This window comes from Lysobacter oculi, assembly GCF_003293695.1.
GTDB classification, from domain to species: Bacteria; Pseudomonadota; Gammaproteobacteria; order Xanthomonadales; family Xanthomonadaceae; genus Solilutibacter; species Solilutibacter oculi.
Genome location: NZ_CP029556.1, coordinates 2,010,051 through 2,031,681 on the forward strand (window position 1 = coordinate 2,010,051; position 21,631 = coordinate 2,031,681).

The 21,631-nt window shown below is 70.4% G+C and carries 23 protein-coding genes and 1 pseudogene; 5 read left to right on the forward strand and 19 right to left on the reverse strand.

Annotated elements, in window-relative coordinates:
* Positions 1–13: 13 nt before the first annotated feature.
* A complete protein-coding gene (locus DCD74_RS09735) occupies positions 14–1,291 on the reverse strand; it encodes an acetyl-CoA C-acetyltransferase (RefSeq protein WP_112927134.1) in 1,278 nt (425 codons plus the stop codon).
* Between the two features lie 76 nt (positions 1,292–1,367).
* On the opposite strand from DCD74_RS09735, the gene DCD74_RS09740 reads away from it, so the two are divergent.
* Positions 1,368–2,246: a hypothetical protein gene (locus tag DCD74_RS09740; RefSeq protein ID WP_162615972.1), complete on the forward strand. Its 879-nt coding sequence runs from the start codon at positions 1,368–1,370 to the stop codon at positions 2,244–2,246.
* On the opposite strand, the pseudogene DCD74_RS09745 reads toward DCD74_RS09740, so the two are convergent.
* The 3 genes and pseudogenes from DCD74_RS09745 to DCD74_RS09755 form a co-directional block, all read right to left on the reverse strand.
* Positions 2,243–2,785, reverse strand: a pseudogene (locus tag DCD74_RS09745) (superoxide dismutase family protein). The gene DCD74_RS09740 and the pseudogene DCD74_RS09745 overlap by 4 nt on opposite strands.
* Before the next feature lie 61 nt (positions 2,786–2,846).
* Positions 2,847–4,283: a nitrogen regulation protein NR(I) gene (gene ntrC / locus DCD74_RS09750; protein ID WP_112927136.1), complete on the reverse strand. Its 1,437-nt coding sequence runs from the start codon at positions 4,281–4,283 to the stop codon at positions 2,847–2,849.
* Complete coding sequence (locus DCD74_RS09755; protein ID WP_112927137.1) at positions 4,276–5,328, reverse strand: two-component system sensor histidine kinase NtrB; 1,053 nt, start codon at positions 5,326–5,328, stop codon at positions 4,276–4,278. Before DCD74_RS09755 ends, ntrC begins: the two co-directional genes overlap by 8 nt.
* A gap of 136 nt (positions 5,329–5,464) precedes the next feature.
* Here DCD74_RS09755 and DCD74_RS09760 point away from each other — a divergent pair, with 136 nt between their 5' ends.
* Positions 5,465–6,583 carry a L,D-transpeptidase family protein gene (locus DCD74_RS09760; protein ID WP_237049585.1) on the forward strand — a complete coding sequence of 373 codons (1,119 nt, stop codon included), beginning with the start codon at positions 5,465–5,467 and terminating at the stop codon, positions 6,581–6,583.
* A gap of 81 nt (positions 6,584–6,664) precedes the next feature.
* On the opposite strand, the gene DCD74_RS09765 is transcribed toward DCD74_RS09760, so the two are convergent.
* The 4 genes from DCD74_RS09765 to glnA form a co-directional block, all read right to left on the reverse strand.
* Positions 6,665–7,399, reverse strand: a complete 735-nt coding sequence (locus tag DCD74_RS09765) for an N-acetylmuramoyl-L-alanine amidase (protein WP_112927138.1) — start codon at positions 7,397–7,399, stop codon at positions 6,665–6,667.
* Positions 7,400–7,440: 41 nt separating this feature from the next.
* Positions 7,441–8,724, reverse strand: a complete 1,284-nt coding sequence (gene amt, locus DCD74_RS09770) for an ammonium transporter (RefSeq protein WP_407072236.1) — start codon at positions 8,722–8,724, stop codon at positions 7,441–7,443.
* On the reverse strand, positions 8,682–8,876 hold the full coding sequence (locus DCD74_RS09775) for a GNAT family N-acetyltransferase (RefSeq protein ID WP_112927140.1): 195 nt from the start codon (positions 8,874–8,876) through the stop codon (positions 8,682–8,684). The genes amt and DCD74_RS09775 overlap by 43 nt, the downstream gene beginning before the upstream one ends.
* 76 nt (positions 8,877–8,952) lie before the next feature.
* The gene (glnA, locus tag DCD74_RS09780; protein ID WP_112927141.1) at positions 8,953–10,362 is read right to left on the reverse strand and encodes a type I glutamate--ammonia ligase; all 1,410 of its coding nucleotides are present in this window, start codon (positions 10,360–10,362) and stop codon (positions 8,953–8,955) included.
* Positions 10,363–10,621: 259 nt separating this feature from the next.
* On the opposite strand from glnA, the gene DCD74_RS09785 reads away from it, so the two are divergent.
* Both DCD74_RS09785 and DCD74_RS09790 read left to right on the forward strand, forming a co-directional pair.
* A complete protein-coding gene (locus tag DCD74_RS09785) occupies positions 10,622–11,473 on the forward strand; it encodes an undecaprenyl-diphosphate phosphatase (protein ID WP_112927142.1) in 852 nt (283 codons plus the stop codon).
* The gene (locus DCD74_RS09790; protein ID WP_112927143.1) at positions 11,473–12,012 is read left to right on the forward strand and encodes an META domain-containing protein; all 540 of its coding nucleotides are present in this window, start codon (positions 11,473–11,475) and stop codon (positions 12,010–12,012) included. Before DCD74_RS09785 ends, DCD74_RS09790 begins: the two co-directional genes overlap by 1 nt.
* Positions 12,013–12,021: 9 nt before the next feature.
* On the opposite strand, the gene DCD74_RS09795 is transcribed toward DCD74_RS09790, so the two are convergent.
* The 10 genes from DCD74_RS09795 to DCD74_RS09840 form a co-directional block, all read right to left on the reverse strand.
* A complete protein-coding gene (locus tag DCD74_RS09795) occupies positions 12,022–12,402 on the reverse strand; it encodes a YkvA family protein (RefSeq protein WP_112927144.1) in 381 nt (126 codons plus the stop codon).
* A gap of 9 nt (positions 12,403–12,411) precedes the next feature.
* Positions 12,412–13,014: a YbhB/YbcL family Raf kinase inhibitor-like protein gene (locus DCD74_RS09800; protein ID WP_112927145.1), complete on the reverse strand. Its 603-nt coding sequence runs from the start codon at positions 13,012–13,014 to the stop codon at positions 12,412–12,414.
* A gap of 30 nt (positions 13,015–13,044) precedes the next feature.
* Positions 13,045–14,055 carry a YheT family hydrolase gene (locus DCD74_RS09805; RefSeq protein ID WP_112927146.1) on the reverse strand — a complete coding sequence of 337 codons (1,011 nt, stop codon included), beginning with the start codon at positions 14,053–14,055 and terminating at the stop codon, positions 13,045–13,047.
* Positions 14,052–14,840 (reverse strand): lysophospholipid acyltransferase family protein, encoded by a 789-nt coding sequence (locus tag DCD74_RS09810; RefSeq protein WP_112927791.1) that lies wholly within the window; start codon positions 14,838–14,840, stop codon positions 14,052–14,054. The genes DCD74_RS09805 and DCD74_RS09810 overlap by 4 nt, the downstream gene beginning before the upstream one ends.
* Positions 14,841–14,885: 45 nt before the next feature.
* Positions 14,886–15,248 carry a hotdog fold thioesterase gene (locus tag DCD74_RS09815; protein ID WP_112927792.1) on the reverse strand — a complete coding sequence of 121 codons (363 nt, stop codon included), beginning with the start codon at positions 15,246–15,248 and terminating at the stop codon, positions 14,886–14,888.
* A gap of 118 nt (positions 15,249–15,366) precedes the next feature.
* The gene (locus DCD74_RS09820; protein ID WP_112927147.1) at positions 15,367–15,549 is read right to left on the reverse strand and encodes a hypothetical protein; all 183 of its coding nucleotides are present in this window, start codon (positions 15,547–15,549) and stop codon (positions 15,367–15,369) included.
* Between the two features lie 116 nt (positions 15,550–15,665).
* On the reverse strand, positions 15,666–17,534 hold the full coding sequence (locus DCD74_RS09825; RefSeq protein WP_112927793.1) for a phospholipase D family protein: 1,869 nt from the start codon (positions 17,532–17,534) through the stop codon (positions 15,666–15,668).
* Between the two features lie 26 nt (positions 17,535–17,560).
* Complete coding sequence (locus DCD74_RS09830; RefSeq protein WP_112927148.1) at positions 17,561–18,142, reverse strand: YceI family protein; 582 nt, start codon at positions 18,140–18,142, stop codon at positions 17,561–17,563.
* 1 nt (position 18,143) lies between these two features.
* Positions 18,144–18,632: a SixA phosphatase family protein gene (locus tag DCD74_RS09835; RefSeq protein WP_112927149.1), complete on the reverse strand. Its 489-nt coding sequence runs from the start codon at positions 18,630–18,632 to the stop codon at positions 18,144–18,146.
* Positions 18,633–18,695: 63 nt separating this feature from the next.
* A complete protein-coding gene (locus DCD74_RS09840; protein ID WP_112927150.1) occupies positions 18,696–19,328 on the reverse strand; it encodes a ParA family protein in 633 nt (210 codons plus the stop codon).
* 96 nt (positions 19,329–19,424) lie between these two features.
* Between DCD74_RS09840 and DCD74_RS09845 the strand changes: the two genes are divergently transcribed.
* Positions 19,425–20,909, forward strand: coding sequence for an AAA family ATPase (locus DCD74_RS09845; protein ID WP_112927151.1), 1,485 nt, complete (start codon positions 19,425–19,427; stop codon positions 20,907–20,909).
* Between the two features lie 50 nt (positions 20,910–20,959).
* Here the strand turns inward: DCD74_RS09845 and DCD74_RS09850 are convergent, their stop codons facing one another.
* Positions 20,960–21,604, reverse strand: coding sequence for a tetratricopeptide repeat protein (locus tag DCD74_RS09850; RefSeq protein ID WP_112927152.1), 645 nt, complete (start codon positions 21,602–21,604; stop codon positions 20,960–20,962).
* Positions 21,605–21,631: the final 27 nt, after the last annotated feature.

Consider the following 21,631-nt stretch of genomic DNA (forward strand, 5'->3'; position numbering starts at 1 on the left):
CCGCGCGCGATCCTCAGCGTTCGAGGATCGCCACCACGCCCATCCCACCCGCCGTGCAGATGGAGATGAGGCAGCGGCCGCCGCCACGCTGCGCCAGTTCCTTCGCCGCCGTGGCGACGATGCGCGCACCTGTCGCGGCGAACGGGTGGCCAGTCGCCAGCGAGGAACCGTTCGGGTTGAGCTTGGCCGGGTCGATGCTGCCCAGCGCGCCCGGCAGACCGAGGCGGTTGCGGCAGTAGTCGTCGCTCTCCCAGGCCTTGAGCGTGCACAGCACCTGCGCGGCGAAGGCTTCGTGGATCTCGTAGAAATCGAAGTCCTGCAGGGTCAGGCCGTTGCGCGCCAGCATTTCCGGCACGGCCACGGTCGGCGCCATCAGCAGGCCTTCGCCGGCGACGAAATCGACCGCCGCCACCTGCACATCGCGCAGGTACGCGAGTGGTGCGTGGCCGTTCTCGCGCGCCCAGTCCTCGCTGGCCAGGAGACAGGCCGCCGCGCCGTCGGTGAGCGGGGTGGAGTTGCCGGCGGTCAGCGTGCCGCGGCCCGAGGTCTTGTCGAAGGCGGGCTTGAGCGTCGCCAGTTTCTCGATGGTGGAATCCGGGCGCAGGATGTTGTCGCGCTTCACGCCGCGAAACTCGACGACTAGGTCATCGAAGAAGCCGCGCTCGTAGGCCGCCGCCAGCTTCCTGTGCGACGCCACGGCCAGCGCGTCCTGCGCCTCGCGGGTGATGCCCCATTCCTTCGCCATGTCCTCGCAGTGCTGGCCCATCGACTTGCCGGTGCGCGGCTCGGCCACGCCGGGGAAATCCGGCTTCAGCATGCCCGGGCGCAGGCGCAGGAACTGCTTGAGCTTGCCGCCGAAGGTCTTCTCCGCGTTCGCCCGCAGCAGGATGGCGCGCAGCGCCTTGCCGTAGACGATCGGCACGTCGGAGGTGGTGTCCGAGCCGCCGCCGATGCCGGCCTCGATCTGCCCGCTGGCGATCTTCATCGCGATCAGGTTGATCGTGTCGAGCGAGGTGCCGCAGGCGCGCTGCAGGGTGATGCCCGGCGTCAGCGGCGACAGGCCGGAGGACAGCGTGGCTTCGCGGCCCAGGTTCCAGTCGCTGGAATGCTTGATGACGGCGCCCATCGCCACCTCGCCGAGCTGCTTGCCCTGCAGGCCGAACTTCTCGACCAGCGCGCCCAGCGTGCGCACCGAAAGACCCATGTTGCCGACATCGGAATACGCCGTGTTCTGGCGGCAGAAGGGGATGCGGACGCCGCCCAGCACGGCGACACGACGGGACTGCGACATCGGAACTCCTCGGCACCCTACGGTGGCGCACGGCTTAAACTGCGAGTCTACCGCCCGCCCCGCCGACACGCACGCGATGACCGACGCCGTTTCCGACCTTTCCGTGCTCGCCGTGATGGCGCTGGAATGGATGCCCGATGCCCCCGCGCCCAGGCCCGCGCTGTCGCAGGCCGAAGCCGGCGCGCTGGCCGAACGCATCGGCCACGACCTGAGCCTGCTGGTGCCTGAAGCCGCCACCTTGGACCTGGTGGTGATGGGTGCGCATGTCGATCCCGCCGAAGTGCTGCGCCCGGGCTGGCCGATGCACCGCCGCCTGCACGAACTGCGCCTGCGCGCGCCGGGCCGTAATGCCGGCCCACGCATCATCGGTTTCGGTGCGGACGCCGATGGCGACATCCCGCAACCTCTGCAATGCGAGCCGGAACTGGCCGGGGGCCATTTCCGCGTGCTGCCGATCCTGCTGGCCGGCGATGGCGCGGACGCGGTCGGCGCGCGCATGGAGGAAGTGCTGGTGGACCGCGGCATGGCCCGCGCCGAAACCGCGCTGATGGCGCAGGAGGCCTTCGGCAGCCGCATCGAGCACGCCCGCTACCTCACCGTCCACGACCTGGCCGCGATGACCGCGCTCAACTACGGCCACATGGGGCTGGAGCCGCTGTGGCCGCTGGTGGAAACCGCGCTGCTCGCGCCCGCCGGCGAAGCCTGGCTGGATGCGCCGCCGGAACCGCTGTTGAGATATGGCGATGGCGAAGGGCGGATCGCGCTGTTCTCCGACGACGCCTGGCGCCGCCGTTACGCGCCGGCCGAAACCGACCCGGCGCGGCTTGAGCGGATGCGCGGCTTCTTCGAAGCCCGGCTGCGCCAGCTGGCCGCCGTGCTCGACGCGCACGGCATCAACGTCACCTACGTGGACTGCCCGGACCCGGACGGCGCGCGCGCCGCGCTGACGGCCTAGCGGATCACCCCGCAGGCGATCCGGCCGCCGGCATTGCCGGTCGGCTGGGTGGTGTAGTCATCGGTGCCGGCGTGGATGATCACCGCCTTGCCGAGCACGTCGTTCAACGCGCCGCCCCCGATCACCACGCCTTCGAAATGCGCGTCCACCCGCGCCACGCCGTTGGCATCGGCGACCAGGTTGTCGTTGTCGCCCAGGTGGTGCGCGCCCTGCGCGGCGCGGCCATGCGGCTGCGCGGTCGGGTTGAAGTGGCCGCCGGCGCTGCTGAAATCGGCGGCGCTGCAATCGCCCTTTTCGTGGATGTGGAAGGCATGCGTGCTGCCCGGCGCCAGCCCGGCGATGTTGCCGGTCAGGTGGATGCCGGTGCCCATCGGCATCACGGTCAGGGTGCCGGCGACGGAACTGCCGGTCGCCGGCGACAGCTGCACCGTCGCGCTGGTGCGGCTGGAGGTGGTGGCGCAGCCGGCCAGCGCGAAGGCGCCGACGGCGGCGAGGGCAAGGGGAAGTCGAAGATTCATGGTGCTGCTCCTGCGGGGGATGTCCCGACCCTAGCCGCCCGCCGGTCCATGCGGCATGAAACACGCCGATGCCGCGGTCAACTCAGCCGCCCGGCGTGTCCCTGCGCCGCCGCGTGCGCGAGGCGCCGAGCTTGCGGGTCAGCGTGTTGCGGCCCAGCCCGAGCTTCTCCGCCGCCTGCCCGCGATGGCCTTCGCTGGCCGCCAGCGCGGCTTCCAGCAGGATGCGGTCGAAGCGTTCACGGGCGCGGCCATGCAGGTCGCCGCCCTCGCCTTCCAGTTCGCGGGTGGCCCAGGCCAGCAGCGCCTGTTCCCAGCCTTCGCTGCCCACCGACACGCGCAGGCCCTCGCCCAGGTCGGCCACGCCGATGCGTTCGCCCGGCGCCATCGCCGCCAATCGCCAGCACAGGTTTTCCAGTTCGCGCACATTGCCCGGCCAGTCGTGCTGCGCGAGGCGTTGCAGCGCGGCCTTGCCGAACTGCTTCGGCTTGACCCCGAGCTTGCGCGCGGCCGCCGGCATGAAGGCCTCGGCCAGCGCCGGAATGTCTTCGCGGCGCTCGCGCAGCGGCGGCAATGCCAGCCGCACCACGTCGAGTCGGTGCAGCAGGTCGGCGCGGAAGCGGCCTTCGTCCACCAGCGCCTGCAACGGCTGGTGCGTGGCGGCGACGATGCGCACATCGACCCGGATCAGTTCGCGGCCACCGACGCGGAAGAACTCGCCTTCGGCCAGCACGCGTAGCAGCCGCGTCTGCAAGGCCGCCGGCATATCGCCGATCTCGTCGAGGAACAGCGTGCCGCCGTGCGCCTGCTCGAAGCGCCCGATGTGGCGCCTGGCCGCGCCGGTGAACGCGCCGGCCTCGTGGCCGAACAGTTCGGATTCCAGCAGCTCGGCGGGAATGGCGGCGGTGTTGAGCGCGACGAACGGCCGCCCGGCGCGCGGCGATTCGCGGTGCAGCGCGCGCGCCACCAGTTCCTTGCCGGTGCCGGTCTCGCCGGTGACCAGCACGTTGAGCGGCGCCTGCGCGACCCGGCCGATGGCGCGGAACAGCGTCTGCATCGCCGGGGCCTGGCCGATCAGCATCGCGGCGGGGGCATCGGCGGGGGTGTCGATGCCGGCTTCGGCGGTGGCGTCGGGTGCGTCATCGGCACGGCGCTGGTCGAGCGCGCGCGCGGCCAGCGCCACGGCCTGGTCGAGGTCGAAGGGCTTGGACAGGAATTCGAAGGCACCGCCACGGAACGCGCCGGCGGTCGAAGCGACATCGGTATGCGCGCTCATCACCACCACCGGCAGCGACGGGTGCCGCGCCTTCAGGCGTTCCAGCAGCGCGAGGCCGCCTTCGCCGGGCATCCGCACGTCGGTGAACAGCAGCGCGGGGGGCGATGCGGCTTCGAGGCGGGCCAACGCTTCCTCGCCACTGGCGAAGGCGGTGACCGCATGGCCGGCCTCGCGCAGCGCGGTGGCCAGCACGAAGCGCACGCCGTGGTCGTCATCGACCACCCAGATGTTCGCCGCCTCAGTCATCGCCCAGCTCCCGCGCCGGCGGCAGCAGCAGGGTGAACACCGTGTGGCCCGGCCGCGAACGGAAGCTCAGCGCCCCGCGATGCTCGCGCGTCACCTGCTGGGCCAGCGCCAGCCCCAGCCCGCTGCCTTCGGCGCGCCCGCTGATCAGCGGCAGGAAGACCTGCTCGGCCAGTTCGTCGGGAATGCCGCGACCGTCATCGACGATGTCCAGCCGCAGCGCCAGCGGATGCACGCCGTCGGCGATCCGCGCGCCATGTTCGGCGCGGGTGCGCAGGGTCACCTGCGTGGCGCCGGCCTCGATCGCGTTGCGGACCAGGTTCCACGCGGCCTGCGCCAGGCGGTCGGCGTCGCCGTCGATCTCCGGCAGACTGGGGTCGTAGTCGCGGATCAGGCGCACCGCCCAGCCGGCGTCGTTTTCGGCCAGCCGCAGCACGCGGTCGAGCACCGCGTGCAGGTTGAGCGGCGCATGCGGCGTGGCCGGCTGCGGGGCCATCAGGCGGTCGAGCAGCGCGGCGAGCCGGTCCACCTCGGACTGGATCAGCTGGGTGAGTTCGCTGGAGGCGGCATCCGCATGGCGTCGCGCCAGCAGTTGCGCGCCGCCCTTGATGCCGGCCAGCGGGTTGCGAAGCTCATGCGCGAGGCCCTTGAGCGCGGCGGCGACGGCGGCGGGCAGGGCCGCGCCGGCATCGCCTTCGGGGAATTCGTCGACGGGATGCGCTTCCAGCCACCAGCCTTCTTCGCTGCGCGTGAGCCAGAGGTCGGCGAAGCGCGGCTCGATGCCGCCCGGCACCGCCATCGCCACCCGGCGCAGGCGCGGCGCGACCGAAGCCACATCGCCCGCATCCACCGCCAGCCACTGGGCGAGGCGCTCGCCCTGCACCTCCAGCGAGGCCAGCGGCAGGCCCTGCAGCCGGCGCTGGCCGACGCCCAGCCAGCGCGCGAACGCCGGGTTGCAGCCGCGCAGCAGGCCGGCGGCATCGCCCCAGACCACCGGCGTGGCAAGCAGATCGAGGGCGGGCGCGGCGGCGGCGGGGGTGTCGGGCATTGCACCATTATGGGGCGAGCGCACGCGGCGCGGACAACGATGGCCGGGCGATGAACGGCGGCCCGCGCTTTCACGGCCGCGTGTCCGGGCGCTGCGGCAGGATCGGGCCAAGCCCACGGAAACGGACCCAACGCCCATGTCACTGCGACCGCTCGCCGCCGCCATCGCCACCACCCTCATGCTCGCCGCCTGCAGCGACCCCGCGCCGACCGCCACGGCGCCGGCCGAACCCGCGCAACAGGCCGCGGTGACGCCGATGCCCGACCCGGCCACCACGCCGCCGCCGGCATCGACCCCGCCACCGATCGAGCTCTACGGCGCCGACGGCTATCCGCTGGACGCGGTCGCCACCGATGCGCCCGCCCCGGCCGGCGCGCCGGACCAGAAAGCCAACGACATTGCCAGCACCACCGGCCCGGACGGCGTGCTGCGCGCCCAGGTGCTGCTGCTGCGCGCGCACTTCTCCACCGGCGAGATCGACGGCAAGGAAGGCATGAACGTGGCCAAGGCGGTGCGGGCGTTCCAGAAGGATCGCGGCATCGAGGTCAGCGGCAACCTGGACGCGGCCACCTGGGCCGAGCTCAACAAGGACACCGCGCCGGCGCTGGTCAGATACGCGCTGACCCAGAAGGACATCGACGGCCCCTACGCGCCCACGCCCAAGCGCATGGAGGACAAGGCGAAGATGGAGCGCATCGTCTACCAGGACATCTACGAGATGCTCGGCGAGAAGTACAACGCCAAGCCGGAGCTGATCAAGGCGCTCAACCCCAACGCCGACTTCGCCAAGGCCGGCACCGAACTGGTGGTGCCGTACACGCGTCCGGCGCAGCAGATCAAGCCGGCCGCGCGGATCGTGGTGGACAAGTCGGAGGCCGCGCTGCAGCTGGTCGATGACGCCGGCAAGATCTACGCGCAGTTCCCGGCGTCCACCGGCTCGTCGCAGTTCCCGCTGCCGATCGGCGAGTGGAAGGTCAACGGCGTCGCCCACAACCCCGACTACAAGTACAACCCGAAGCTGCTGGTGAACCAGCCGAAGGACGCCAAGCCCGCGCTGCTGCCGCCCGGCCCGAACGGCCCGGTGGGCATCGTCTGGATCGACCTCAGCAAGGAGCACTACGGCATCCATGGCACGCCGGAACCCGGGCACATCAGCCGCACCCAGTCCTCGGGCTGCGTGCGCCTGACCAACTTCGCGGCGGAGGCCGTGGCCAGCGCGGTCAAGGCCGGCACGCCGGTGACGTTCCAGGAATAAGCGGCTTATCAGGAGGCGGCTCCGGTCGCCGCCGCGGGTCTTGAAGACGCCGGGTCCGCCCGGCGTTTTCGCGCTCGGATCTCAGGGTTTCGACAGCGCGTGCAGGATGCGCAGGTCCTCGGCATCGAAGGCGGCGTTGGCATCCTCGCCATCATCGCGGCCCCGGAAATGGCGATGGAAGGCGCGCACCGCGGCGGCGCGGTCCCTGAGCGGATAACCGATCGCCGCCATCGCCAGCCACGGGTCGAAGCCCGATGGCACGTCCTCCAGCACGCCCACCGGCCAGCGCCCGAAGCCGGCTTCGTGCAACCGCGCCCACGGGAAGCGCGCGCCCGGATCGCGCTTGCGCGTCGGCGCCATGTCGGCATGCGCGATCACCTGCGATTTCGGGATGCCGAACCGCCTGCACAGGTCGTCCAGCAGCACGATCAGGCTGTCGATCTGCGCGTCGGCAAATGCTTCATCGCCATCGTTGTCCAGCTCGATGCCGATCGACGCGGAATTGAGGTCGGTGATGGTGCCCCAGCTGCCGCCGCCGGCATGCCAGGCGCGCATGTCGTCGGCCACCAGCTGGTAGCGCCGGCCGTCCTCGCCGATCAGGTAGTGCGCGCTGACCTTGCCGCCGCTGTTGGCGCTGCGCAGCGTGTCCAGGCTCTGCCGCACGCCGTCCTGCTCGGTGGCGTGCAGCACGATGATCGCCGGCTGCCGCGCCTCGAAATTGGGCGAAGGCACCCAGGTCGCCAACGGGTTGCGCGCGGGCGCGGCGGCGCAGGCGGCCAGCAGCAGCGCGGACATGGCGGCGAGGATCGGGCGCATGGCCCGATCATAGCCGGTCGCGGCTGGAGCACTCGCGCCCTTCAGAGTTCGTAGGCGGATTCCCCGTGGCTGGCAATGTCCAGGCCCTCGCGCTCGGCTTCGTGGCTGACCCGGAGGCCGAACAGTGGCTTGGCGATGAGGAAGGCCAGCCCCGCGACAGCGCCTGACCAGGCCAGGGTCACGCCTACGCCCAGCAATTGGACCGCGAGTTGATGGCCCATCGCATAGCCGTGCGCGCCGTAACCGCCCAGCGAAGGCGCACTGAACACCCCGGTCAGCAGCGCCCCGACGATGCCGCAGACCCCGTGGATGCCGAAGACATCGAGCGTGTCATCCGCACGCAGCCAGCGCTTGATCGCATTGACGCCCCAGTAGCCCGCGAAGCCCCCGGCCGCGCCTATCACCAGCGCACCGCCGACGCCGACCGTCCCGCAGGCCGGCGTCACCGCGACCAGTCCGGCCACCACGCCCGAGGCCGCGCCCAGCATCGAGGCGCGTCCGCGCCTCAGCGACTCGATCAGGCTCCATGCCAGCACGCCGGCGGCGGAAGCCACCAGGGTGTTGAGCATGGCCAGGGCCGCCACGCCGTTGGCCTCCAGCGCGGAACCGGCGTTGAAACCGAACCAGCCCACCCACAGCAGCGCCGCGCCGGTGAAGGTAAGGGGCAGGCTGTGCGGCGACATCCGCTCGCGGCCCCAGCCGATGCGCGGGCCGAGCAGCCATGCGCCGACCAGCCCGGCGATGCCGGCATTGATGTGCACCACCGTGCCGCCGGCGAAATCCAGCGCGCCATGGGCGAACAGCCAGCCGCTAGATGCCCACACCATGTGCGCCAGCGGCAGGTAGGCGAGGGTGAACCAGATCGCGGTGAACAGCAGCACCGCGCCGAAGCGTGCGCGCTCGGCGATCGCGCCCACCACCAGCGCGCAGCTGATGGCGGCGAACGCGCCTTGGAAGGCGACATAGACCAGTTCGGGAATGGCGATGCCGGCACTGAAGGTCGCGGACACGCTGTCCGGGCCGATGCCGTGCAGCAGCCACTTGCCCGCACCGCCGATCACCGCGTTGCCGCCGTCGAAGGCCAGCGAGTAGCCGAACAGCACCCACAGCACCAGCGCCAGCGCGGCCACCACCAGCACTTGGGTCAGCATCGACAGGATGTTCTTGGCCCGCACCAGGCCGCCGTAGAACAGCGCCAGTCCGGGCGCGATCATAAGCACCACCAGCAGCGTCGAGACCAGCATCCACGCCACATCACCCTTTTCGACCTGCATCGCGTCCATCAATCCTCCAGGATCAGTTGCCAATAAACGACATCGACCCAGCGCCCGCACTTGAAGCCGACTTCGCGGAAGCGGCCGATGGGCGTGAGGCCGAGACACTCATGCAGCGCCACGCTGGCCGGGTTGGGCAGCGAGATGCCGGCGATCATCGCGTGAATGCCCGCCATGCGCAGCCGCGTGGGCAGGCTGTGCATCGCGGATGTGCAGGTTCCCCGCCATCGCCCCTCCCGCAACGCCGAAGCCCCGCGCGTGGCTGGGCTTCGGGTCGGATCAGATCGTGTAGTACATCTGGTATTCGAGCGGGTGGGTCGCCGCGCGGAAGCTGGTGACCTCCTTCGACTTCAGCGCAATGTACGCATCGATGAAGTCGTCGGTAAACACGCCGCCGGCCTTGAGGAACTCGCGGTCCTTGTCCAGCGCGTCCAGCGCCTGATCCAACGAATGGCAGACGGTCGGGATGTTCTTCTCCTCTTCCGGCGGCAGGTCGTAGAGGTCCTTGTCGCTCGGCGAGCCCGGATCGATCTGGTTCCGGATGCCGTCCAGGCCGGCCATCATCAGCGCGGCGAAGGTCAGGTAGCCGGTGTTCATCGGGTCGGGGAAGCGGATCTCGATGCGGCGCGCCTTCGGGTTGGCCACGTACGGGATGCGGCACGACGCCGAACGGTTGGACGCCGAGTAGGCCAGCATCACCGGCGCCTCGTAGCCCGGCACCAGGCGCTTGTAGCTGTTGGTGGTGCTGTTGGCGAAGGCGTTGATCGCGCGCGCGTGCTTGAAGATGCCGCCGATGTACCACAGCGCCATCTGGCTCAGGCCACCGTAGCCGTCCCCGGTGAACAGGTTCTGGCCGCCCTTGGCCAGCGACTGGTGCACGTGCATGCCGCTGCCGTTGTCGCCGACGATCGGCTTCGGCATGAAGGTCGCGGTCTTGCCGTAGCGGTGGGCGACGTTCTTGATGATGTACTTCATCGTCAGCAGGTCGTCGGCCTTCTTGGTCAGGGTGTCGAAGCGGGTGCCGATCTCGCACTGGCCGGCGTTCGCCACTTCGTGGTGGTGCACCTCCACCTCGATGCCGACCTGGGTCAGCGTTTTGCACATCTCGGCGCGGATGTCGTGCAGCGAATCCAGCGGCGCGACCGGGAAATAGCCGCCCTTCACCATCGGGCGGTAGCCGTGGTTGCGGCCGTCGTAGTCACGCGCGGAGTTCCAGTGCGCTTCCTCCGAATCGATCTGGAAGAAGGTGTGGCCCATGTCGTTGCCGAAGCGCACGCTGTCGAAGATGAAAAACTCCGGCTCCGGGCCGAAGAACGCGGTGTCGGCGATGCCGCTGGCCTTGAGGAAGGCCTCGGCGCGCTTGGCCACCCCGCGCGGATCGCGGCTGTAGGCCTGCATGGTGGTCGGGTCCAGGATGTCGCAGCCCAGCACCAGGGTCGGGTCGGCGGTGAACGGGTCGAGGAAGGCGGTGGAGGCGTCCGGCAGCAGGACCATGTCGGAGTTCTGGATGCCGCGCCAGCCGCTGATCGAGCTGCCGTCGAACATGCGGCCGTCCTCGAACAGGCTCTGGTCGACGATATGCGCCGGGAAGGTCACGTGGTGCTGCACGCCGCGCATGTCGGCGAAGCGCAGGTCGACCCACTCGACCTTGTGATCCTTGATGAGTTTCTCGACGTGTTCGAACGACATGGGCGGCTCCGGCGGGTTGGGGATACGCGGTATCAGCAAGCCCCATGCCATCCGGGATTCCACTTCAACTCATTGATTTTGGGTGGAATGATGGAGGATGCGGCTTCGTTTTGCGCCTTGTTGGTGCATGATCTTCCGCCATGACCGCCATCATGGTGCAAATGCTCCGGCCAAGCCCGAAGCCGGCCGGCGCCGGAAGCCGGTTCGACAACGCCGGCCGCTTTTCCGATGATGCGGGCTGCCCCGCCCGAGCCCGCCCATGTCCGACCTCCTCGCCGCGCTGCTGCTCGGCATCATCGAAGGCATCACCGAATTCCTGCCGATCTCCAGCACCGGCCACCTGCTGATCGCCGAACGCTGGTTGGGCCACCGCAGCGACCTGTTCAACATCGCCATCCAGGCCGGCGCCATCCTCGCCGTGGTCTTCATCTACTGGCGCAAGCTGTGGGCGCTGGCGCAGGCCTTCCTGGGCTATCCGGCCAGCGCCGATCCCGACCCCACGTACCCCACCACGACCGCCGCCGCGCGCGACTACCTGTTCAAGCTGGCGGTGGCGTTCGGCGTCACCGCGGTCGGCGGCGTGCTGGTCAAGAAACTGGGCTGGGAACTGCCCGATGAAATCCGCCCGATCGCCTGGGCGCTGGTCATCGGCGCGGTCTGGATGGTGATCGCCGAACAGCTCGCCGCCCGCCGCGCCGCCCGGGAAGGCGAACGCACGCACATCTCCTGGCTGACCGCGGTGCTGGTCGGCATCGCGCAGGTGGTGGCCGGCGTGTTCCCCGGCACGTCGCGCAGCGCGGCCACCATCTTCGTCGCGCTGCTGGCCGGCACCACCTCGCGCGCGGCGGCGACCGAATTCGCCTTCCTGGTCGGCATCCCCACCATGTTCGCGGCCACCGCCTGGGAGCTGCTGTCGATGCTCAAGGACGGCGGCATCGCCCATGAGGACTGGACCGCGCTCGCGGTCGCCTTCGTCGCCTCTATGGTCACCGCCTTCGTGTCGGTGAAGTGGCTGCTGCGCTACATCCAGAGCCATCGTTTCACCGCGTTTGCCGTGTACCGGCTGGTGTTGGGCGTGGCGCTGCTGCTGTTCCTGCCGGCGGCGGCGTGATGCGGCTTCGTCCCGCCCTCGCCCTCGGTATCGCCCTGCTGCTGGCCGCCTGCGCCAAGCCTGCACCGGAACCGGTACCTGCCGCGAAACCCGCCGCCGAAACGCCGCCGCCCGCGCCGTCATCGATGCCGCGCGTCAGCGGCCCGGCGCAGGACAGCACGGTGCTGCAGACGCATATCTGGCGCCTGGTCGATGCGCGCGACAGCGAGGGCCGGCGCATCGCCAGCGTGCTCGACAAGCCCGGGCTCAAGCTGTCGATGCAGTTCGACAAATACCGGCTGCGCATCGACAACGCCTGCAACCACATCGGCGGCGACTACCGCTATGTGCTGGTGGACCAGCTGGAAGTGCTCGATGTGCAGCAGACCTTGGCCGCCTGCAGCGACACCCGCCTGATGGCCGCCGAACGCGACATCACCCGGATGATCACGTCGGCGTCGATGCTCTCGGTGGAACAGCCGGCGCTGCGGATGCGGCTGACCACGCTCGATGGCGACCAGCTGTGGTTCCAGGGCATCGCCCTGCCCTCGCGGCGCTGAGCCCGCGCCTCAACCGAAACGCCGCCACGCCCACGCGCCGAACGCGGCCATCACGGCCAGCCAGAACAGCGCGATCACCGCCGCCGCCATGCGGCTGACCGGTTTGTCCGCCAATACCGCCGCCTGCGCGCGCGCCTCGGCGACGACATCGGCCGGCGCCATCTTCAACACCGCCCACACGCCCAGCGGCACCAGCAGCAGGTCATCGAGCAGGCCGAGCAGCGGGATGAAATCCGGGATCAGGTCGATCGGGCTGAAGGCGTAGGCGGCGACCGCCAGCGCCAGTCCGCGCACCGCCCACGGCAGGCGCGGATGCCGGGCCACGCACCAGACGGTCAGCGCCTCGCGCTTGAGCGCGCGCAGGCGACCGGCCCATGCCGCGCGGGTCATCGCGATGCGTCAGCCGTGCAGCGAATAGCTGCCCCACGTGCTCGCCTCGGCCAGCACGTGGCCGTGCATCGCACGCAGGGCGTCGTGGGCGGTGAACACCTCCGGCACGTCCAGCTTCGCCACATCCAGCGCGAACACGCGGAAGAAATAGCGGTGCGTGCGCAGGTCGTTCGGCGGCGGATACGGGCCGTCGTAGCCGAAGTACTCGCCCTTCATCCCACCGGTATCGCCGGCGAACCAGCCGGTGTAGTCGTTGAGCCCCTGGCGCGCGCCCTCGCCTTGGCACGGGCCCTTGCCACCCTTCGTGACGCCGTCGCTGCAGCTGCCGGCGGCGAGCTCGGTCATTTCCGGCGGCAGGTCCACCACCGCCCAGTGCACGAAGTCGCCGCGCGGGTGTTCGACCGGGATCTCCACGCCCGCCTTGCCGGCGAGCGAGGCATCGGTGGGTGCATCGGTGTCGATGCAGAGCAGCACGAAGGACTGCGTGCCGGCCGGCGCACCGGTCCACGCCAGATGCGGATTGCGGTTGCCGCCAAAGCCGTCCGGCGCACCCAGCGCGAATTCGGAGGGAATCGGCTGGCCTTGTGCGAAGCTGTCGCTGCGGATCTTCATCGTCATCTCCTCCGGTGCGGTGGCGGCAGGTTACGCGGACGTGGGTGCAAGCGCGGTCGAGAGCTTCGCCGCCACCCAGTCCTCGGCGTAGCCGTGCAGGCGGGCGTCGCGCAGGAAGCCGCAGTGGCCGCCGTGCGCGGCGATCTCCACCGTGGCGCTGTCCGGCAATTGCAGCCCGGCGAAGTCATCGACCGGGATCACCGGGTCGTCCATGGAGGTGAGGATGTCGACCGGGACCGACATCGTGGCCAGCCGTTCGGCGCTGATCCGGTAGCCGTCGAAATAGGCGGCGACATCGGGGAATTCATCCATGCCGCCATGCTCGATCAGGCGCGCGGTGAGGTCGCGCAGGCCGAGCTTGAAGAATGCGTCGTCGAAGCCATGCGCCTGCGGAAACAGCTCGCGCTTGCGCCGCAGCGAGCGCGTCCACTTGCGCAGGAAATAACGCTGGTAGAGCGGGAAGCCGCGTTCCATCGCCTGCGTGGTGCGTTCGGGATCAAGCGCCGGGCAGACCGCGGCCACCCGCGCGATCGGCAAGCCGTTCGCCGGCGCGTGCAGGGCGAGCCGCAGCGCGAAGTTGCCGCCCAGCGAATAGCCGGCGACCACCAGCGACTGCAGCGGCCAGCGTTGCGCGACCTGTTTCGCCGCGCCGATGACTTCGTCGATCCGGCAGGAGTGGAAGATCGCTTCGTTGAGGTGGTGGCTGGGGCCGTGGTCGCGGAAGTTGAGCCGGAACACGTCGAAGCCGGCTTCGAGCAGGTTCGCGGCGGTCAGGCGCATGTAGCCGGATTCGGCGCTGCCTTCCCAGCCGTGCAGCAGCAGGGCCATGCCACGCGGCGCACGGCCCGGCAGCGTGCTGTGCAGGCCGTGCAGGCGGACGCCGTCGCCGGCATCGAGCACATGCGCTTGGCTGACCGCGCCGATCGCCTTCAGCCGCCGTGCCCCGCGGGCGACGCGCCACGGGCTGCTGGCCAGGACCGATTGCAGATGCGGACTCGCCGCCCACCACGGCGCGCGGTAGGGGCTGTCGATGCGCCTCATCGCGCGGCGGGCAGGACCGCGATGATGCGTTCGCGCGCGGTGTCGGCGATGCGCCGGCGGCCTTCGGCATCGCCCGGCAGGATAGGCGCCAGGTAGATCACGTCGGCCACGCAGGCCGGGTCACCGAGCAGGCGCAGGAAGTTCTGCACGAAGTTCTCGCCCGGCCAGAAGGCGACGCGGGTCTGGGCGGCGCCCTCTTCGCCATAACGCAATGCGACCGGCTGCACCGGCGCGCCGGCCTCGACCGCGGCGGTGAAGATGCGCGCGTGGAACGGCCCGACGGTGATGCCGTCGCGGGTGCCGCCTTCGGGGAAGGCGCCGACCGAATGGCCGGTCTCCAGCCGCCCACGCATCTGCGCCATCACCCCGCCCAGCGATTCCTGGCTGCCGCGCTGGTGGAAGATGGTGTCGGCGCGCGCGGCCATCCAGCCGATCAGCGGCCAGCCGGCGATCTCGCGCTTGGCGACGAAGCCCATCATCCGCGTACTGTGCAGGACCACGATGTCGACCCAGCTGACATGGTTGGCGACGAACATCGTCGCGCCCGGCAGCGGCTCGCCGACCGTGCGCACGGTGATCCCGAACACCTTCATCAGCATCCACGACCACCACCGGATCAACCGGTATTCCAGCCGCATCCCGCCCACGCGGATGCCGCCGGTCAGCGGGCTCATCAGCAGCAGGACGACGGGCAGGTGCACCACGACGTGCCAGAGCAGCAGCGGTACCCGCCAGAGATAACGAAGGACGCGCAACAGAGGGGGATCGCGACGGGCGGGGGTCATCGCGCCACGATAGACGTACGCCGGTTGCTGCGCCACAACATCGGCTCAGCCGCGGCGGCGGATCACGGCCAGGGTCAGGCGCGAGATGCAGGCCAGCTGGCCGGCCTCGTCCTCGATGCGGATTTCCCAGACCTGGGTGCTGCGGCCCACGTGCAGCGGGCGCGCGGTGCCGGTGACCGTGCCTTCGCGGACGCCGCGCAGGTGGTTGGCGTTGATCTCGATGCCCACCACGCCCTCACCTTCACCCACGCACATCCCGGCGGCGGTGCTGCCGAGCGTCTCGGCCAGCGCGGCGGACGCACCGCCATGCAGCAGGCCGTAGGGCTGGTGGGTGCGCGCATCGACCGGCATGGTCCCGCGCAGGTAGTCCGGGCCGATCTCGGTGAAGGCGATGCCGAGCGGCTGCATCAGCGTGCCTTCGGACCAGGCGTTGAGGGTGTCGAGGGTGATGTCGGGTCGGAACACGGGCGCAGCGGACCGGCATGGGGAGGGCCGGCCAGCTTACGCCAATGCCCCGGAAGCGATTTCAGTGGACGCGGAAGCGCTCGGCGGTGTCGCTGTCGATGTAGCGGCGCAGGCCGTCGGCGTAGCCGCTGCTGCGGCCGTAGCCGGTGCCGAAGCTGCGCTCGCGGCGGCTGGAACGGCGGGGGGCGGGCTCGGCGGCGGCGGTTTCACGGGCGGCCGGGGTGCGGGTGTTTTCAACGTTCATGGCAGGCTCCTTCGGGGTGTTGTGCTGGTGTGTTGGTAAAGTAATACACCAATACAATTTCCGCCCGTGCCGGAAGTCACCCAGCCGAAGTCACGTCAAACGGGCCGCCCGGCGACCTAGAAGATCGGCGCGAGCCCGGCACCGAAGGCGGTCAGGATGCGCGTGCCCAGCCACTTCGGGCCGACATCCACCTCGGGGAAATCCCCCACCGCGCGATAGCAGTCGTGGAAGCGCGGGTCGCCGATCCGCAGCGGCATCGGGCAGGCCGGGCCGGGCACGAATTCGTAGCTGGTGGCATAGCGCCAGGGGATCAGGTCGAACACCGGCAGGTGCTCGGAGATCTTCAGCAGCGAATAGTTGAGGCCGGGGAAGATCGGCGTGCGCGGGCGTGGCGCGATCACCCAGGCATTGGCGGGCGCGATGTCGCCGCGGATGCTCGCCGCCAGTTCGCGGGCGAAGGCGGGGTCGCGGATGATCACCGCGCTCTCGGTGTTGTAGTGGTCGCCGCGCGGGTCGAAGTTGTGGGTGCCGATGACGCCGACGCCCTCATCCACCACCATCGACTTGGCATGCAGGCCCACCCGCACGCCGGCACGCTTGAGCGGCACCGTGCTGCCGCGCGAACCGAACAGCAGCCGGCGTCGCACCAGGTATTCGCGGCGGGTGCGTGTTTCCCACGGCGGCCGCCGCGCGTCCAGGTGCAACGGGCGCGACGGCACTTCCTCGTCCCGGTCCACCTGCGCGGGCAGCGGCGCGCCGGTGGCCTCCAGGTCGATCGGCGCGGCCTCCGGATACGGTTTGTATTCGTAGATCTCGAACCCGAAGCTGCGCAGGTAGCGGCGTTTGTACTTGTGCGACAGCGCGTAGACCATGAAGGCGTCGGTCGCCGCCAGGCTGTTGGTGGAGATCACCACGCGCGGCGGATGCGGCCGGTCGTTCATCCGCGCGAACAGCTTCTGCGCCGGCTTCGACAGCACCAGGTAGGGCGTCTGCAGCAGGACTTCCTCCTGGGTGGAATCGACCAGGTGGTAGAGCGCGGCGGTGGAGGATGGCTGCGGCGCGGCCACGGGCGCATCGCGGCGATGCTTGCGCGGCAGGTCGGCGACGAAGCTCACCCCCGACACCGGCCGCGTGCGCGACACCAGCCGCGCGTCCAGCACCGCCGGATCGTTGGCGGCCTGCTGCATCGCCAGCGCGCGGCCGGGATGTTCGTAGGCCTGGTTCGACAGCGCCGGCACCCCCTCGCGGCGCAACAGGCGGGCGACATCGCGCAGGTCGGCCACCGGTTCGCTGCGGCGCGAGACCCAGAACGCCTCGAAATTGGCCCCCATGTCGCGCGTCACCGGCCCGCTGAGCAGCAGGTCGCGGTCGCGGAAGTTGTAGCTGCCGTCCCAGTCGTAATAGTCGTCCTGGTAATTGCGCCCGCCGGTGATGCCGACCTTGTCATCGACCAGCAGCAGCTTGCTGTGCATGCGCTGGTTGAGCTGGCGGAAGCAGCAGGCGGTGGCCATCGCGAAGTCGGTGTACGACAGCCGGCCCTTGTGGAAAACCGGGTTGTAGACCTTGGCCTCGAAGTTGGCGTGGACGCCGGCCAGCGCGGCCAGGGTCTGCACGCTTTTCATCGAGGTCAGCTGGTCCATCAGCAGGCGCACCTTCACCCCGCGGCGCGCGGCGGCGACGAGTTCGCGCAGCACCAGCCGGGCGGCATCGTCCTCATCGAAAATATAGGTCTGGAGGTCGATGCGTTCGCGCGCGGCGCGGATCAGGTGGATGCGCACCAGCAGCGCGTCCTGGCCTTCATCGAGGATCAGCGCGTGATGCTGCGACGGATCGGCATCGGCCTGCGCCAGCAACGCCGAAGGCTGCGCGCAGCGGTCGGCGGCGGCGCAGTCCAGCTGCGCGGGGCGCGAGGCATCGACGATCCGCGCGACGTCCGCCTGCTGCTTCGGCGACAGGCCGGCGCAGCCCGACAGCAGCAGCGCCATCACCCACAACCACGCGCGCGCGCCCGTCACGCGGCGCCGTCCGCGACGATGCGCAGCTGGAATTCCACCTCATCGCCCACCAGTCCGCGCAGGCGATCCATGCCGAAGTCGCTGCGCTGCACGCGGCCGTGCGCGTGGACGGTGCAGCCATCGAAGCGCGGCAGGCGGCAGGGCGAAGGCGCCAGCTGCAGCTGCGCGCGCCGGCTGACGCCACGCATGTTCAGGGTGCCGGCCAGCACGCCGCCCTGGGCCAGCAGGCCGGCATCGAACGGGTCGGAGACGAAACGGATGCCGGGGTGGCGGGCGCTGTCGAAGAACATGTCGCCGCGCATTATCCGGGTATAGCGCGGGTGGCCGGGCAGTTCGGCGTCGGCGGTCGGCAGCCAGACGGTGGCACGCCAGCGGCCATCGGCCTGCGGCTGCAACGCGGCCTGCATCTGCCCGAAGCGGCCTTCGAGGTGGCGACCGAACGCGCCGCGCAGGACGAAGCGGGCTTCCGAACGCACGTCGTCGATGCCGTCGGCGGCGCGGCAGGCGGGCGCGCCGAAGCCGATCAGCAGCCCCATCGCCAACATCCCGATGCCCGACGCGGCGAGCGCACGCGCCATGTCAGGGCGCCCAGGTCAGCGCGATGCCGGCCGCGCCGGGGTCGGTCACCGGCAGGCGGCCATCGAAACGCAGCACGGCGATGCCGGCGGTGGGCATGGCGCGCAGGCGGGCCTCGGCATCCAGGTGGAAAAGCAGCTGCTCCAGCCCCGGGTTGTGGCCGACCAGCCAGAGCCGGCGGGTGTCCGGCGCGGCGGCCAGCCGGGCTTCGATCACCGCCAGCAGGTCGCCCAGCGAGGCGTCGTAGATGTCGTCCTCGAAGTGCGGCGCGGGCAGCGCACAGCCGGCGGCGGCGAGTTGCGCCAGGGTCTCGCGGGTGCGGGTGGCCGGCGAGCACAGCACGGCGTCCGGCGCGGCGAGTCCATGCAGCCATTCGCCGGCGTGCAAGGCCTCGGCCTGCCCGGCCGGCGACAGCGGGCGCTGCGCATCGGCCTGCCAGCCTTCCGGATTCAGGGCATGGGCATGGCGCAGCAGTACGAGTTTTTCGAGCATCCGGGCCTCCGTCCTTGCCCGGAGGCTAGCGCGGGCCGCGCCGCGGGCGCGTCAACACGCGCTTCAACGCGCCTTGTACAGCCAGCGCAGCAGCGGCGCCCAGTCTTCCTGGTGCTGGCGCACGTTGGCGGACTGGTAGTCGAACAGGCTGCGGCCGAGCCCGGTCAGCAGCACATAGGACTGGCTGTCGCGGAGTTCGGCGACCAGCGGCACGCCCCACTGGCGCAGCACATCCATCGCCTGCTGCGAGGCATTGGTCCAGGGCTTGAGCTTGTTGCCGACCAGCGCCACCGGCAGTTCGCCCTTGCGCACGCGCGGGTGCTTGGCGATGGCGTTGAGGAAGGGCACCGTGGCCTCGATGTCGAGCGCGGACGGCGGCACCGGCACCACCACCGCATCGGCCACGTCCAGGAAGCCTTCCAGCTCGCCGGCCATCGCACCGGCGGGGGCGTCGATGAAGACGCGCTGGGCGTCCTCGGGAATGCGTTTCTGCCAGGCCTTGCGGGTGCCGTCGATCGGCAGCACGGCGCTGGAGAGATCGGCGCGGCGCTCGGCCCAGCGGGTCGATGAACCCTGCGGATCGGCATCCACCAGCACCGTGTTGAGGCCGTCGATGGCCGCCTGCGCGGCGAGCTGGGTCGCCACCGTGGTCTTGCCGACACCGCCCTTGGAGCTTGCCACCAGGATCGTCTTCATGCGCGTCCTCCCAAGCCAGGGGCCAAGCCTAGCATCGCGCCCGCGGCACCGATGCGAGGGTTTGCTATCGTGGCCGCGCTTCGCCGGAACGGATGCATGAACGAGCTGCAGGACCTGGTCGCGCTGATCCGCGCGCAAACCCCCTTGATCGTGATCGAAACACCGGACGAGGCCCGCGTGGTCGCGCTGTTCCGGCAGTCGCTGGCGCATGCCTGGCGCGCGCTGTGGCGCTGGTCGATCACCGAAGGCCTGCGCCGGCTCGACCTGGACGGCGACCTGGTCGCCGAGATCCCGCCCGATGCCGGCAGCACGCTGGCCGCCATCCGTGGCGCCGGCCAGCGCGGCATCTACCTGCTGCTCGACTTCCACCCCTACCTGCAATACGCCACCACGCTGCGGATGCTGCGCGACATCGTGCAGCGCCGTGACAGCCAGCCGCATGTCATCGTCATGATCGGCACGAAGGTGGAGCTGCCGGCGGAACTGGAAGCCATCGCCACCCGCTTCAGCCCGCGCCTGCCCGATGCCGACGCGCTGCTGGCGCTGGTCCGCGAGGAAGCCGCCAGCTACGCCCGCGACAACGGCGGCCGCCGCGCCGAGGTGGATGAAGCCGCGGTGGCGCAGATCGTCCGCCACCTGCGCGGGCTGACCGAGACGGACGCCCGGCGCATCGCCCGGCAACTCGTCTTCCGCGACGGCGCGCTCAACCAGGACGACCTGCCGGAACTGGCCAAGCTCAAGTTCGCGCTGCTCAACAAGAGCGGCCATCTGCATTACGAATACGACACCGCGCGCTTCGCCGACGTGGCCGGCGCGCGCCGCCTCAAGCGCTGGGTGGAACAGCGCCGCGCCGTGTTCACCGAAGGCGGCGCGCCGCCCGGGCTGGATCCGCCCAAGGGCGTGCTGCTGCTCGGCGTGCAGGGCTGCGGCAAGTCGATGCTGGCGAAGGCGATCGCCGGCGGGCTGCAGGTGCCGCTGGTGCGGCTGGACTTCGGCACGCTCTACGACAAGTACCATGGCGAGACCGAGAAGAACCTGCGCGCCGCGCTCGAATCCACCGAGCAGCTGGCGCCGTGCGTGCTCTGGATCGACGAGATCGAGAAGGGCCTGTCCTCCGACGGCGACAGCGATGGCGGCGTGTCGCGGCGCGTGCTCGGCTTCCTGCTGACCTGGATGGCGGAGCGCAGGTCGCGCGTGTTCCTGGTCGCCACGGCGAACCAGATCGACGACCTGCCGGCCGAGCTGCTGCGCAAGGGCCGCTTCGACGAGATCTTCTTCGTCGACCTGCCCGATGCCGACACGCGCGCCGAACTGTTCCGCCTGCACCTGGCCAAGCGCACGCTGGAACCGGCGGGCTTCGACCTGCCTGCGCTGGCACATGCCAGCGACGGTTTCTCGGGCGCCGAAATCGAGCAAGTGATCGTGTCGGCGCTCTACGCCGCGCACGGCGTGGGGATGCCGGTCACCGACTTCACCCTGCGCCAGGAGATCCGTGCCACCCGGCCGCTGTCGGTGGTGATGCGCGAACAGGTGGATGCACTGCGGCAGTGGGCCGCCAGCCGGACCGTGCCGGCCGATTGATCGGATGATGTCGCCGGGGCGATGCCGCGCACCGCCCCTTCGTCAGTGGATCAGGGCCAGGCCGGCGGATTCGCCGCCCAGGCGTGCTGCACTTCGATCAGGCTGGCGCGGTCGGCCTCGCTCCAGTCGGGCAGCAGGCTGGCGATGTCGGTCGGCGAGCTCCAGCTCTGCGGCTGGGTGCGCACGGCGGCGGCATACCACTTCACCGCCTCGTCCTTGCGGCCAAGCTTCCACAGCCCCAGCGCCAGCGTGGTCGGCACCCAGCCGCCGCGGGTCGGGCCGTTGTGGGCGATCTGCGCCCACTGCTCCAGCGCGCCCTTGTCGTCGCCGGCGCGATGCAGGCTCCAGCCGTAGTGCCAGCGCGCGGAGCGCTCCAGGCGGTTGTTGCTGCCCATCGCGTCGATGGCGCGCTGGTAGAGCGAGCGGCCCAGTTCCTCGCGCCCGCCCTTCATGGCGATGCCGGCCAGCTGCAGCATCGGCTGGTAGGCCCGCGGGTCGCGCTCCAGCAGCTTGGCAAGGCGGTCGACGACGGCATCATCCGGCCCCTTCAGGAACACGACCGGCTGGGTGGCGGTGCGGTCCTCATCGAAATAGAACTCGACCGGTGCCGGCAGCGACTGGGCGATGGCGGCCGTGGACGCGGCCCAGAACAGGCCCGCTGCACAGGCGCGTAGGAACAAACGCGGAAACAACATCGGAACAACCCCCTGGATGACAGACGC

Coding starts and splice junctions, on each gene's coding strand:
- DCD74_RS09735 (WP_112927134.1), bottom strand. CDS start 1,291: ATGTCGCAGTCCCGTCGTGTCGCCGTGCTGGGCGGCGTCCGCATCCCC.
- DCD74_RS09740 (WP_162615972.1), top strand. CDS start 1,368: ATGACCGACGCCGTTTCCGACCTTTCCGTGCTCGCCGTGATGGCGCTG.
- ntrC (WP_112927136.1), bottom strand. CDS start 4,283: ATGACTGAGGCGGCGAACATCTGGGTGGTCGATGACGACCACGGCGTG.
- DCD74_RS09755 (WP_112927137.1), bottom strand. CDS start 5,328: ATGCCCGACACCCCCGCCGCCGCCGCGCCCGCCCTCGATCTGCTTGCC.
- DCD74_RS09760 (WP_237049585.1), top strand. CDS start 5,465: ATGTCACTGCGACCGCTCGCCGCCGCCATCGCCACCACCCTCATGCTC.
- DCD74_RS09765 (WP_112927138.1), bottom strand. CDS start 7,399: ATGCGCCCGATCCTCGCCGCCATGTCCGCGCTGCTGCTGGCCGCCTGC.
- DCD74_RS09775 (WP_112927140.1), bottom strand. CDS start 8,876: ATGCACAGCCTGCCCACGCGGCTGCGCATGGCGGGCATTCACGCGATG.
- glnA (WP_112927141.1), bottom strand. CDS start 10,362: ATGTCGTTCGAACACGTCGAGAAACTCATCAAGGATCACAAGGTCGAG.
- DCD74_RS09785 (WP_112927142.1), top strand. CDS start 10,622: ATGTCCGACCTCCTCGCCGCGCTGCTGCTCGGCATCATCGAAGGCATC.
- DCD74_RS09790 (WP_112927143.1), top strand. CDS start 11,473: ATGCGGCTTCGTCCCGCCCTCGCCCTCGGTATCGCCCTGCTGCTGGCC.
- DCD74_RS09795 (WP_112927144.1), bottom strand. CDS start 12,402: ATGACCCGCGCGGCATGGGCCGGTCGCCTGCGCGCGCTCAAGCGCGAG.
- DCD74_RS09800 (WP_112927145.1), bottom strand. CDS start 13,014: ATGAAGATCCGCAGCGACAGCTTCGCACAAGGCCAGCCGATTCCCTCC.
- DCD74_RS09805 (WP_112927146.1), bottom strand. CDS start 14,055: ATGAGGCGCATCGACAGCCCCTACCGCGCGCCGTGGTGGGCGGCGAGT.
- DCD74_RS09810 (WP_112927791.1), bottom strand. CDS start 14,840: ATGACCCCCGCCCGTCGCGATCCCCCTCTGTTGCGCGTCCTTCGTTAT.
- DCD74_RS09815 (WP_112927792.1), bottom strand. CDS start 15,248: ATGCAGCCGCTCGGCATCGCCTTCACCGAGATCGGCCCGGACTACCTG.
- DCD74_RS09820 (WP_112927147.1), bottom strand. CDS start 15,549: ATGAACGTTGAAAACACCCGCACCCCGGCCGCCCGTGAAACCGCCGCC.
- DCD74_RS09825 (WP_112927793.1), bottom strand. CDS start 17,534: ATGGCGCTGCTGCTGTCGGGCTGCGCCGGCCTGTCGCCGAAGCAGCAG.
- DCD74_RS09830 (WP_112927148.1), bottom strand. CDS start 18,142: ATGGCGCGTGCGCTCGCCGCGTCGGGCATCGGGATGTTGGCGATGGGG.
- DCD74_RS09835 (WP_112927149.1), bottom strand. CDS start 18,632: ATGCTCGAAAAACTCGTACTGCTGCGCCATGCCCATGCCCTGAATCCG.
- DCD74_RS09840 (WP_112927150.1), bottom strand. CDS start 19,328: ATGAAGACGATCCTGGTGGCAAGCTCCAAGGGCGGTGTCGGCAAGACC.
- DCD74_RS09845 (WP_112927151.1), top strand. CDS start 19,425: ATGAACGAGCTGCAGGACCTGGTCGCGCTGATCCGCGCGCAAACCCCC.
- DCD74_RS09850 (WP_112927152.1), bottom strand. CDS start 21,604: ATGTTGTTTCCGCGTTTGTTCCTACGCGCCTGTGCAGCGGGCCTGTTC.